This window comes from Spirosoma oryzae (assembly GCF_003002825.1).
GTDB classification, from domain to species: Bacteria; Bacteroidota; Bacteroidia; order Cytophagales; family Spirosomataceae; genus Spirosoma; species Spirosoma oryzae.
In genome coordinates this window covers 34,421-46,837 of record NZ_PVTE01000029.1, presented here as the reverse complement: position 1 = coordinate 46,837, position 12,417 = coordinate 34,421, and the positions used below count along the sequence as shown (strand labels likewise).

Sequence of the window (12,417 nt, the reverse complement as noted above, 5' to 3'; positions counted from 1 at the left end):
TCATTAATAAGACGTGTGTTATAGCAGACTTCTTATTGCCGCCGTGAGCTCTTTGGCTTTATTCACCGTCATAAAATGCCCACCACCATCCACTTGCCGATCACTAACCACATAACGAATAGGCAAAATCCTGTCGGCCGTCCCGTGAATATGAATCGAGTTTGAATGCACAAGCTGATTTTTCCACGTAATAATTTTATCAATTGCCCACCACAAAAATTGGCCATCAGTATCGCGTAAAATGGTAGCCAGCATTTTTTTGTCTGATTGGCTGCAGACCCCAAAAAACCAATTGCTCAACGCATTTGGCCGCTTCAATAAATCAACTGGCAACAATTTATGCAAACGCAATCGACCTGCAAGACGGTAGTAGAAAGGAATCTCTTGTCGTGTCTTAGCTGACGCGACAAGAATAATTTTTTCAGTGTCAATTAGCTTGGCTACTTCCGTAGCCACGATACCCCCAAACGAAAGCCCAATTAAAATAGGTCGTACTGTCGTAATCTGCTGCGTTAGTCGCTTAGCATACTCCTCTATTGTTTCGTTTTGCAGAGGCTGTAGCCAGCGAATAAACGTCACGGTAAAGCCAGAAAAATCTAAGTACTGAAAAACTCGCTCATCGGCTCCAAGTCCGCTGAATATATAGATACGCTTCATTCACTGTTGATAATGATCTCTACACAAGTGCCACGGGGCATACAAGCTGTCGCATACACGCTGACAAACGAGCACGGCATTTTAACCATACACCGCCCTAGGAGTTGATGGCGTGACTATAAGTTAACCAGAACGAACGTACATCACAACTTTACACCCCACTGCCGGTTGAACTGCACCGCCTGACCTGTTGTCAATTATCCTGCCACCCGACAAGCCGCCAACGAACGCACTTTCCGACCATCAATGAGCGCTGAGCCTGATGTACCAGCTTTCTATGTTGTAAAACCCACCCACAACTCAAGTGTCTCGTGTCGACCGACGCACAAACTACACCGTAAAAAACTTGCTCACGCTGGTCGTGTTTTACTTCTTCTTTTTTGGTTTAGGTGTTGGCAGTTCTTTTACTGATATTCTGACTAATTCACTTAGCCATTCGCTATCTTCAATTTTATCTTCTATTAAAAAGCTTGGTTTTGCGCCTTCGTATGCTGGTGCTTCTAAAACATTCTCTATAAACTCTCGGCCCGCATTGGTTGGCTTGATGAATAATTTATTGTCACATATCAGCCCAACTAATTTCTCGTCAACATAAATACCGTATTCACCAAACATTTTTTTAGCAGTCACTACGCCTACATTTTTGATTTGATCAAGGACGAAGTTTACGAAATTTTGATCAGATGCCATCGGTCAGTTATATGTTGTCGATTGAGACGCAAAACACTTGCTTATTGGCTAGTCCCCCCCCACTACTGTATGTGGTAGCCGATGTTGCGTTTTATTTCCTTTAGTACGAAAATGCTGTTCAGGACACCGATGTTTTGAATCTGTGACGACTTATAATTGATAAAGCGTGGTACTCGTTAAGACTACCCCCGTTCACTCAACCAGTATGAACGAGGCCCAGACGGCAGGTGGGTATTGTCGGCGCATCTGGGTCAGGGTTTGCTCAAAAGCCCGTCTGGTGGTTTTATACTTCTTCCAGTTGCGATAAAACCGGGTCATTAGATGACTGGTTGCCTGATCGGATACGGGCCATAGACTCATCAGCAGATAGCGAACCCCGGCCATTTTGAACGCCCGTTGCAAGCCGAATACGCCTTCACTCCCCCGAATGTCGCCCATAGCTGTTTCGCAGGCCGACAGCACCACGAGTTTGGTTGTCGATAAATTCAGACTGGCCACTTCGTAAGCCGTCAGTACTCCGTCGTCTTTACCCAGGGCCGGTGTACCACCCTGCCAGACCCGATTGGCATCGGCCATCAGTAAGCCCGTCCGAAACAGGGGGTTGCTGATACGCCGGAACGTGTTTCCACCACCAACGGTGCTGATGGCGGAGACCGTCGGTTCTGGAAATGAGAACCCATGCGTGGCCAGGTGCAATACGGTCGGCGATTGGCCGGACACACGCTTGAGGTGTGTTTCCGTAGCATTGCTTCCGGTGATCAATTGAGCTTTCGAGCCGACAAGCTGGCCGATCTGCTCTGCTTCCTGCTGCGTGCCGGGCAGGTACGGCCAGCCTTCCGTCGAACCTCCCGTCGAATCATACTGAATACCGCCATACAAGTGCACCGACTCAACAGCGGAATAGGCTACGTCTGCTGCCTGCGTAACGACCTGTCGGGTACTGCTGACCTGCTTTAGCTGATACCGGTCGATGAGGTAATTCGCTCCGTTGCCCGATTTGCTGTGATAGGGTAAAGCGGCAAAGGCCACCTGATGGAGTAAGCCAGCTGGAGAAAAATAAACGGTCTTTGTATCAGCAAGCAACTGTTCAATCGGATGCCAGATGAGCCGGTATAATGAATCACCCTGCGCGAGTTGATCCGTGTCGATTTCGGAGCCGCGCGTTGCGTACAACGCTGCTCCCCGTCGGCGGGCCAACAGTCGGCGCAGTGGCGCTTCATCGGTCAGTAGCGGAACGAGGTGTGGAGCCGGGTCATTGGGACGTAGCACCAGCGCCAGATACCGGATCGAATCGGTTTGTGTCCGGCCGTTGTGGAATGGGAAGCTGACAAACTCAATAGCGGCCTCATGCGGTTTGAGGGCGTTCCGTATATCCTCCCAACGCGTCCGTACGTCTTGCTGCGCCTGCCGAAACGGAGCCGATTGGCGCGCCAGTTCTTTTTCCAGCGTTTCTGCCTTCGTTTCGAGCGAATCCAGGTCTGTGCGTTGGGCAACGGGCAGGGTGTACTGAGTAGCGATCTGATTACTAACCAGACGAAGCGTATCGGTCAACGAATGAAGACGATCATTGGCTTGTGTGTTACCGTTAAATTGATTTACGTGTTGGTTAAGCAGTAAGTTTTTTAAGAATAAATTTCCTGAATAGGCGAGTTGAATAGCATCGACGTTTCGAGGAGCGTTGTATGCGATCTCAAAAGCTGTACTCACAAATGGCGCACACTTAACCAGAAGATTTTCTTGTTGACGAGTTGTTTGATAAAGAAAGCTTCTGGTGAGATTTACACTAACGGCTGCCACTACTTTACCGGTCATCGCCAAAGCGCTGTCTACCTGATTAGTATGGAGATAGAATTGACTATACTTATTCAAATACTCCGAGTAGTCAAGGTTTTGCATACCTAACTCCGTTGCTCCCAAAACTCTCACTTTTCGATACAATGAATCGGCTTCCTGTGGTCTATTTAAATAGCTATATACTTGAGCCAGACTAGCCAGCATATTTAGTGAGCCGGGGTGTTTTTCGCCTACATTGGCTACATTGATTCCATAGGCTTTCTCCAGCAACTGACGGGCTGATTCGTAATTATTGAGATATAATTGGACCACCCCACGATTGCTAAGTAGCACCGCATATTGTCGATGACTGGTACCAACACTTGCAGCGATCATCGGGTGTAGTTTTACGTACAGGCTATCGGCTTTACTGAATTCCCGTAGTCGGGTATACATAGTAGCTGCATTGTTGAGCTGAGTGAGGTATACCCTATCCTTTACCCCCTTATCTTCTTGTAGCTTAATAACTCGAAGCGCCAGTTTCAATGATGCCTGATAGTCACCCTGCCTGCCATACGCATAGGCTAGATTACTAAGTGGAGCACCCAGCGCCAAACCATCGGAGCCAAACAATTTTTCCCGGATGCGTATTGATTCCTGTAGATATGATTCAGCTCGGGCGAAATCATCCTTTTCGGCATACAATTGCCCCAGATTGTTGAGTGAATTGGCATACGGTTCGCTTTGCTTTCCTACCAGCTTCGCTTTAAGACCCAGGGCAAGCAAAAGCCATTCTTCAGCTTTAGCATAGTTACCACTGCTCAAATACATGCTTCCCATATCGCCAATGATGTCCACATAGTCAAATGACTCTTTTCCTTTGGCCTTTTCGATCAGTTGAAGCGCTTCCTGATAGTAGGTTTCCGACTGACTAAATTTGTTCTGAATACTACGTAACAGCGCTAATGTGACTGTTGTATTTAAATAATATTGGTGATCAGTCAGATTTAATTTTCTCAACAAATTCCGGCTAGCGGAAGTGGTCGAGTCAGAGGCCATATAATCGCCAAGTTCAGCTTGTATCTCACCCAATTGCATGAGTGTTGCAGCACAATTAAGGTGTATTTCTCCAAAAGATGCCTTCGCTAGTTTCAAGGCTTCCTTCGATACCTTGATTGCCGCCGGGAAGTTCTGGGCTTTTTGCAATGAATCGGCTTTATTAATTACCGCTTTCCAATCTTGGGCGTATAAAGCCGTTACCGGCACCTGAAGACTTATTACGAAAAGAAAACGCCAACAGAATTGTGTAATTGACATGGCCGTGTAACAACAAGTGTGATCAATATTTTTGTGGCTCGACCCAGAATGCGACGTCAGCAGTGGCTCCTGTTCTTGTCGATAGTGACAAGGGGGAAATTTTGGCTGCTCCGCGCGTGGTGTAGATGCGGTCAAAAAGAGTTTCGTAAGGATGCTGAACGGGCTGGTTGCCGCGCGTTTGCAGAACGGAACGCAGCGCAATGGGAGTCGGTGTCAGCAACAGTTTATAGACCTCGGTACCGGTGGGTTCCGTCAGTCGTATTCGTCTGCGCAGCGATTGGCCGGGTTGTAGCTGGTATTCCCCGGACGCATGATCGGCTTCGGGAAGCAGTACGTGCAATTTGCCGTCGGGGAGCAGATCCACGACGGTGACGTAGAACGGTTTCGGGCCGGTATTGGTCAGCGTAAGTAGCATCCGCTCATCGGCTGAAATCCGGAACGCAGGCACGCCCGCCGAGGATTCAGCCTGTAACGTATCGGTCACGATAGGCTGCCCCCCTTCGTTACGGACCAACAGGCGTTGCAGCGTCGCTCGTACCTGAAAATCAGGACTGGTCTGGTGCAGGTTTAACAGCACGTTCCGGGCAAAAAACTGGCGAATCCATTCGACACACTCGCCGGCCGAAACCGGGGTGGTTGTCAGGGGTTGCGCGTCAGGCAGTACGAGCGTATAACCACGGCTTCGGCGGACGATACGGATGTCGGGTCGGGTAGCGGCCGGCTGAACGAATGGCAAAGCGGCCAGCAACGGAGTCAGTTCTCTGTCCGTTCGGGGCCAGGTAATCCGTACAGGTTCTGCCCGTGTGCGGAATGACGCATCGACGGAACGCGGCACGCAACTGGAAAAAGCGCGGTTACCGTCACCTTCGAGAGTAGGCTGTTGATAGGGCGCAAATTGCGCCATCGCAGCCGTAACCCGATTAAAGAACGTTCGGTACGTTTCTCCCGCTGTCACGGTCATCCAGGTCTCGCCAACGGCTCGGGTCAAGGGCCCCAGCGACCGACCCTGCGCGTCGGTGGTTTCAAAGCTGGGGGCACCGTCGGTGGCGGCCGCAAACAACACGTAGGGAGCAAGGCCGAGCCGATCGGTCGACTTCTCGAACCATTCGGATGAATAGCCTGGTGGTTTGTACCGGATACTGGTGGCTGACCGGGCCTGCTTCAAGGCGGCAACTCCTCCGCGCTGATGCGTTGTTTTTCCCCGGTTCAGGGTTTGTGAATGACAGGAGTCGAACAGAAACCAGAGCAATCCGGTAGACCCAAGCGTCGACCTGATCCGGGTAAAATACTGATTCAGTTCATCGTCGCGCAGATAGCCCTGAACGTCGGTCTGGCTGACCGGAGGGGCGTCGAAAGGCACAAGGGCTTCGTCCTGCCCATCGGCTTCGTCATGGTTATCGTCGGGTATCTGCCGGGCATGCCCACCGTACAGAATCAGCACGTGGGTTCCGCTACGCACGGTATCGGCCAGCGTCTGTAACGCCTGTATGATGCCGGCACGGGTGGCCTGATGGTCCAGCAGCGAATGGATATTTCTGGCTGGAACGCCTTGTTTTTTCAGTACGTCGGCCAGGTGGGCTACGTCATTCTGGGCCTGTAGGGGTTCCCATCCAGTGGCTGGCTTATACTGTCCGATGCCAATCAACAGGGCCACTACGTTATCACACCGGGACGAGCCTGCCGGGACAGCGTCCTGACTTACGTCTTCCCAGAGAGGAACGACTATGTCGCTCCCGCCGGCGGGGCCGCGTTCGGGTCTGATGGCGCAACTTGTCAGCCAAATCGCCAGTATCCCGTAAGTCAACCGGTTAATCATGACTGAGGTCGGCTAGAGCCTGCTGCGCTACGTTCCGAAACGGCTGGTCGGGTTGTTGGGCGATACGTATCAGCTGGCTTTTTGCCTTAGTCAGCTGATTGGCTTTCAGATACGCCATTGCCAGATACCACTCGGCTTTCTGACGAATCAGCGGGGGCGATGTGATCGCCGGTTTCAGAGCAGACTCCAACGAATGGACAGCCAGTTCGGGCTGGTCGGTAGCCAGTTGCGTCAGCCCTACGTAATACGATACGCACGGCTGACTGGCAGAGAGTGCAGTGAATTGTTGAAGCGCCGGTTCATACTGCTGAGTCCGGTACAGCTGGATACCGGGCAGCAGACCGGGCGAACAGGCCATCTCTCCGCGCGCTACGGGTTCGGGTTGGTAATACGTCAGAAATGTTTGCTCGGCCAGTGTAGGTTTGGTGAGCCAATAACCTGCGCCGATCAGTAGCCCAGCCAGCACCACGACCGAACTGACCAGGACCAGGCGACGACGACGGAACGAGGACGACAGTGGTACGGGTGGCCGATCAGACGTGTTTTCGTCAAAGAACCCCTGCGCTGCCAACCGATCATGAATGCGATTCAGTTGTCGGTTCAATGGCACGGCATCGAGACTGTGCCGGAACTGTTGATAATCGCGCAGGCTATCCCGCAGGGCTGGATCATCCCGCAGTTGATCTTCCAACGCCTGCCGTTTCGCATCGGGCAGCGTTTTATTGGTATACTGGTCGAAGAGGTCGAACTGGTCGTACGTCATGTGACTAGTCGGTTAATCGTTCCAGGGGCGTAGACCTATCAGCAGACGGAGTTTTCTGAGGCATCGGTATTTCTCTTTTTTCGCTACGTCTTCATTGGCCCAGCCGAGGTGGGCGGCTATTTCCTGCATTGATTTCTTCTGGAAATAAAACAGATCGATGCAGGTTCGACATTTGTCGCCAAGGAGTTTCATGTTCTGATCGACCAGCAGACGGCGTTGCTCAAAATCAGGTTCGTCGGTATCGTTTTCTGACATGGGTTCGGCATCGGGGGGTAATGTAGTAAGATCAAGCGAGACGATCCGGGTGGCCTGACGGCCCATTTCGCTCCATTTGTGCCGGGCAATGCTAACGACATAGGTCGCGAGTTCAGCTTCTTCGCGCCATTGGTATTTTTCGTAATGCAGATTGAACAGGAACGTAATAATGCTTTCATGAACCACGTGCTTGGTATCATCACGTGTGCCGCCCGAAGCAAAAATGTAGCCTGATATACGCTGATAAAGTAGCCGGTACAGGTACTCGAAAGCGGCATCTTCACCCGCCAGTAGCGAGCGATACAGCAGTTGCTGGTTCGTAAATGGGCTGGAAGCGAGCATGGGTGGATATCCGGTAACGCGCTGAAAAGTAGCAATAAACCGGCAGGCTCCCAACAGCCAGGCAACCGAAAAAGACCACGACCGCCCTACTGATATGCTGTTTGTTCGCACAGAACAGGCCTTTGTCAAAACAATCATATGATTGATCGCGCTTCGACGGTCTTTTTCTGGTCAGTCAGCACTTTTACAAAAATTCGGCATGACTACGTCCCGAAAAAAAAAGTGAAAAAGATGGTTACCTCCAGCATTATCAGCCATAAACCCACTGAATACTGTCGGCCTTTTCGCTTATGTCCACACCGATTCAATTAGCTGATTGTGTATTTGTCATTACGTCCAAACAGCGCTATGAAAAGATTACCAAGGAATCGATCCTTTTCATTCAGGCTGAAGGGGCCTGGGTCGACATCGTAACGACGGCTCAATCGTACCGGCTTGCCACCAATCTGGGTACGATCGAGCAACAGGTCGACGATGTGATGTTCTGCCGCGTATCCCGCAAACACATCGTGAATCTGCACCGTATCGATTCGCTGCGTGGCAACGAGTTGTCGATTCGGGGGCATCCCATACTTATAGGGCGGCACTATCGCGAAAACCTGCTAAGCCGGCTACCGATCCTGCAGACCCGACTGACTAGCGCGAGTCAGTGAACACTGACGAAGCGTGTACTTATCTCGTATCCCTGTTCACACAATCCAATTCTGTTTTTATGAAGACAATCGTCAAATCTGTCCGCCCCTTATTAGCCCTGTTTACGTTCGTCCTGCTGTTTTCAGCTTGTAGCCCGAAATCAGACCCGGACCCACTCGATCAATACGTAGGCACCTGGATCGAGACTATGCTCAACGGGAAGCCCGACACGGATGATGAGATCACAATCGCTAAATCCGGAACTGGTTTAACGATAAGCGACCTGACATCGAATGATATTAAGGCATCAATCAGCGGTTCTGGTTTTAAGGCTGATAATAAGAGCATCAGTACTGGTTCATCCTACACGTTCAGTGATAACACGAAAGGAATACTATACATACAGAATCTGACGGGAAGTGTAACAAACGGCGAATTAACGCTTAAATACTCCCTCTACTCAGAGTCGACGACAAGGCGCATCTCGGTCGATTTCACAGAAGTCTTCACCAAAAAATAGTGCGATAATCACACCGACGTTCATCCTAAGACGATTATTCACAATCATGCGTAGATGCTTACTCACCATTTCGTTTGCTAGTTTGATGCTTGTTTCTGTAACCACAGTTCAGGCTCAATCCCCCCACAAAAAATCAACTACCACGCGCCCTGTGCCAAAACCTGATTTACTGGTTCGGCGCGATGGCACGCAACTGGAAGTACTGGTTACCGAAATTACGGACAATGAGGTCGTTTATAAGCGAGCTAGCAATCCTGATGGCCCCGTTTTTCGATCGAAGAAAACTGATTTTAGTTATCTCCAATATGGGAGCAACGGAGAGATAGAGCAGTTTACGAAAGTCGTTCGGCAAGGATCTTTCACCGACAATAGGCCAGTAGACTCTGAGCCTCGATACATCCCTGCTCCAGTTGACCGCTCCCGGGCGGTTGCGACGTCGGAGGGTATACGATTTGGGCTCAAGGGCGGCATTCAGAGTGCCACACAGAGTGGCGGCTACTTCACGTTAACAGGTTTATCGACCAAAGGTATTCTTGGTTTTCAAGTGGGTCTGTTACTCGACGTACCCCTCAATACGGCGTTGACGGTTCGTCCGCAACTACTGTATTCGGGTAAGGGGTGCACCCTTATTAATGGCAATGTTTCTTCCTATAAAACCAACTATCTGGAAGTACCCGTCGACGTGTTATATAAAATTCCCACGTCGAGCGGCCAGCTTTTGCTGGGTGGCGGTGGATATTTTGGCTACACACTAGGTGGAAAAATAGGAACACGAGATGCAAAAATAGGGAGTGCCCAGAAGGACGATTTTACTACGACTGACTTTGGATTACGCCTTTCTGGCTGGTACGACCTGTCTGCAGGTCTGACGCTGAACGTGTTCTACAATTTAGGGCTCTCCAATATCAATCCTAGCGTGGGTCTGATCGATCCTGCTATCAGAAACAGGACATTTGGACTTGGCGTTGGCTACTTTTTGTCCAGATAAGTAAGATCCTTTTTCATCGAAATTCATTTTTCAATTACTCCTACAACTGCTCTTTTTTCAATTCAGCATCAACTATGAAAAGAACGCTACTATCCAGCTTACTCCTCCTGATTACAAGCGTATGCGCTTTTGCTCAGGAACAAGGTGACTATTTAGCAAGGGTCAAAAAAGTAAACGGCGTAGAGGTTTATATTATGAATGAACCCTTAGTTGATTACGAGGTAGTTGCTGACGTAAATACGGGCTTGAAAGCGGAGTCTTTGCTGACAGGAGGCCTAATAAACAAGTCGATTTCCGGACGAGTAGAGCAGTTTATAAATAGAGTAAAAAAAGAAAATGCAAATGTAGATGCAGTAGTCTATTCATCCGGCAAAAGAATAGTTGGTGTAAAATTCGAACAGAAAGCAACTGCTAAAAACAAAGGAATTGCGAGAGTCTCCAAAATAAAAGGGATGCCTCTTTTTATCATGTGTGAGCCACTGAAAAGCTACCGGGTACTCCAATCAAGAGGAGGTGGTATAAAGTGGAAATCAGCGTTTACCGCAGGCGTAATCAATAACTCCATAGAGGAGGATGTAGAAAAGATAGTAAATAAGCTATACGGCGTAAATGGAATAGATGGATTTTATTTTGACGGCACAAAGGAAGGTCAAGCCATCAGTTTTAGAAAATAGTAAGGAGACTGGAAAAGTCATTTTCAGTAACAATCAGCACGAATCACATATTCCAGATGCTTTGGCGTTGGTACATTTCTCACTCATGTCCGTCAGTATGAAAGCGATCAACTTCATAAAAAGTACAGTCTTCTGTTATCTTCGGATAATATGTAATCGTGCACTTGCTTTCCTTTTTTGGCTGGCGTTGTCTGGCTCGATTCTCGTGTCCTGCGGGAAAAAGCCAGATCCAGATCCAGCTCCCACACCCGACGTATCTACGGCCACTGCAAACGGAACGGTAAACACCAAAACCATACTGGATGCTCCTTCTTCGGTATCTACGGGTGGGCAGGGTACGCTGACTTACGCCTGGACCATCAAGTCGGCACCCGCTGATAGTAAGGCCACACTACTCAAAGCCGACTCGTTACGGGCCGAACTGATCCCTGATAAACCAGGCACCTATGTTCTCGTTCTGACGATTACCGACGCGACGGGCCAGAAAAAAACCACGGAGCTAACCATCAACGTTTCTCTGCCTGGCAAACCACCTGTCATTAGTGTCGCAACGTCAACGACGGTAGAAACAGGGAAGCAAACAGCTATCGATGCCAGCAAATCCAGCGATCCCGACGGCGACAAACTAACGTACGCCTGGGCTGTCAAAACCAAACCGACCGGTAGCAACGCTGCCCTGACCGACACGAAGGAGTCAATTGCCAAGTTCACCGCCGACGTTGCGGGTACTTACGTTCTGAGTTTGACCGTTACCGACGGTATCTGGCCCGCTGTATCGCAGGATGTATCGCTCACGGCTACCACTCCGGCCGTTCGATCCGTCAACGGAAGCTGGACAGCCGCTGATGGCACCAGCGGTGGTCCAGACTATTCACCACGCAACAGGTTTTATTCATTCGACGTAGCCACCAGTAATCAGCCCGTTTCGCTAACGCTGACGTCTCCCGATATTAACGTTGGTATTCGTCTCTACGACCAGTTGGGGAACCTGGTTCTTGATCGGGGGACGGATCGCTCGGTTGTGCTGGACAAGACCCTCAATGCAGGGACATATAGCGTCATGGTGTATACCAGCCAGAAGTCTGACGTCGGCACCTTCCGATTGGCCGGGAGCGGCCTTGCCGCTGCGTTCACACCCCTGCCTACTACCCGCCTTCAGGCAACCAACGTTAGTTTCGGCGACGAAGGCGGGGGCGGAGGATTTGGGAACCGCCCGCCCATTTCACCCCGTAATCACTTCTACACCTTTGACATAACTGAGGACAATGCCCCTATAGAGATCAATGTATCTTCGGCCGACGTGAGTGTGTGGCTGGTTTTACGCGCCCCTACAGGGGAGGAAACATACACGTATGGTACGCAACCGGCTGGTACGCCACGTACTATCCTCAAGAAAGTCAACAAGGGTACCTACGGCTTGTATATCGGCACAGGTAAGCGTGACGATATTGGCAAGTACAGTCTGGAGGTTACCGGGAAGGTGCAGAACCTGAAGCAGACGGTGTACAACTCAGCTATCCAGGCCGGCAGCTATGTCGGTAAAAAGGCAGCAATTACCTATACCCTGACTGTAACGGAAGATAACTCGGTGCTGGATGTCAGCCTGCGTTCGCCAGACATTGTTGGCAACATAGATATCTACAATCCAAGCGGAATCCGTCTGGATTACAGCACTGCTGCCACCAACTATGTTTATGCGATTGAGAAGGTGAATAAAGGAACGCACAAGATCGTCGTCACGCCCGGCATCAGTACGAGTGGCACGGGCAATTACAGGCTGTCAGTGTATGGTAAGTTCAGCGATCTGAAAAAGCAATAATATAAGATACCCCACCGTCGGCATCGGCTATCGCACTATTGTATGTAATAGCCGATGTCGCGTTTGATCTCTTTTAGGACGAAGGTGCTGTTCAGGCTTCCATTTTCCGGATTTTGTACGACAGTTTAAACGCCCCGGTCAGGCAGGTTTGGGTTTGGTTTCCGGGTCTT

11 protein-coding genes are annotated in these 12,417 nt (G+C 50.1%); 5 read left to right on the top strand and 6 right to left on the bottom strand.

The annotated features are described in order from the left end of the window. Positions 1–18 precede the first annotated feature (18 nt). The 6 genes from CLV58_RS23680 to CLV58_RS23650 all read right to left on the bottom strand — a co-directional run bounded on the left by CLV58_RS23680 (position 19) and on the right by CLV58_RS23650 (position 7,613). Positions 19–657, bottom strand: a complete 639-nt coding sequence (locus CLV58_RS23680) for an alpha/beta hydrolase (RefSeq protein ID WP_106140314.1) — start codon at positions 655–657, stop codon at positions 19–21. A gap of 366 nt (positions 658–1,023) precedes the next feature. After that, on the bottom strand, positions 1,024–1,347 hold the full coding sequence (locus CLV58_RS23675; protein ID WP_106140313.1) for a TfoX/Sxy family protein: 324 nt from the start codon (positions 1,345–1,347) through the stop codon (positions 1,024–1,026). A gap of 192 nt (positions 1,348–1,539) precedes the next feature. After that, complete coding sequence (locus CLV58_RS28680) at positions 1,540–4,572, bottom strand: CHAT domain-containing protein (RefSeq protein ID WP_211300896.1); 3,033 nt, start codon at positions 4,570–4,572, stop codon at positions 1,540–1,542. Further along, entirely contained in the window at positions 4,460–6,253 is a 1,794-nt protein-coding gene (locus CLV58_RS23660; RefSeq protein ID WP_106140312.1) for a caspase family protein, read from the bottom strand. Before CLV58_RS23660 ends, CLV58_RS28680 begins: the two co-directional genes overlap by 113 nt. Further along, positions 6,246–7,016 (bottom strand): tetratricopeptide repeat protein, encoded by a 771-nt coding sequence (locus CLV58_RS23655; RefSeq protein ID WP_106140311.1) that lies wholly within the window; start codon positions 7,014–7,016, stop codon positions 6,246–6,248. The genes CLV58_RS23660 and CLV58_RS23655 overlap by 8 nt, the downstream gene beginning before the upstream one ends. Positions 7,017–7,028: 12 nt before the next feature. Further along, positions 7,029–7,613 carry an RNA polymerase sigma factor gene (locus CLV58_RS23650; RefSeq protein WP_106140310.1) on the bottom strand — a complete coding sequence of 195 codons (585 nt, stop codon included), beginning with the start codon at positions 7,611–7,613 and terminating at the stop codon, positions 7,029–7,031. 290 nt (positions 7,614–7,903) lie between these two features. Between CLV58_RS23650 and CLV58_RS23645 the strand changes: the two genes are divergently transcribed. The 5 genes from CLV58_RS23645 to CLV58_RS23625 all read left to right on the top strand — a co-directional run bounded on the left by CLV58_RS23645 (position 7,904) and on the right by CLV58_RS23625 (position 12,247). After that, complete coding sequence (locus CLV58_RS23645; RefSeq protein WP_106140309.1) at positions 7,904–8,266, top strand: LytR/AlgR family response regulator transcription factor; 363 nt, start codon at positions 7,904–7,906, stop codon at positions 8,264–8,266. 59 nt (positions 8,267–8,325) lie between these two features. Next, on the top strand, positions 8,326–8,766 hold the full coding sequence (locus CLV58_RS23640) for a hypothetical protein (protein WP_106140308.1): 441 nt from the start codon (positions 8,326–8,328) through the stop codon (positions 8,764–8,766). Positions 8,767–8,851: 85 nt separating this feature from the next. Further along, complete coding sequence (locus CLV58_RS23635; RefSeq protein WP_245882438.1) at positions 8,852–9,754, top strand: outer membrane beta-barrel protein; 903 nt, start codon at positions 8,852–8,854, stop codon at positions 9,752–9,754. A 74-nt stretch (positions 9,755–9,828) separates the two neighbouring features. After that, the gene (locus CLV58_RS23630) at positions 9,829–10,428 is read left to right on the top strand and encodes a hypothetical protein (RefSeq protein ID WP_106140306.1); all 600 of its coding nucleotides are present in this window, start codon (positions 9,829–9,831) and stop codon (positions 10,426–10,428) included. Between the two features lie 187 nt (positions 10,429–10,615). After that, positions 10,616–12,247 carry a PKD domain-containing protein gene (locus tag CLV58_RS23625; RefSeq protein WP_245882437.1) on the top strand — a complete coding sequence of 544 codons (1,632 nt, stop codon included), beginning with the start codon at positions 10,616–10,618 and terminating at the stop codon, positions 12,245–12,247. The last annotated feature ends 170 nt before the right edge of the window (positions 12,248–12,417 follow it).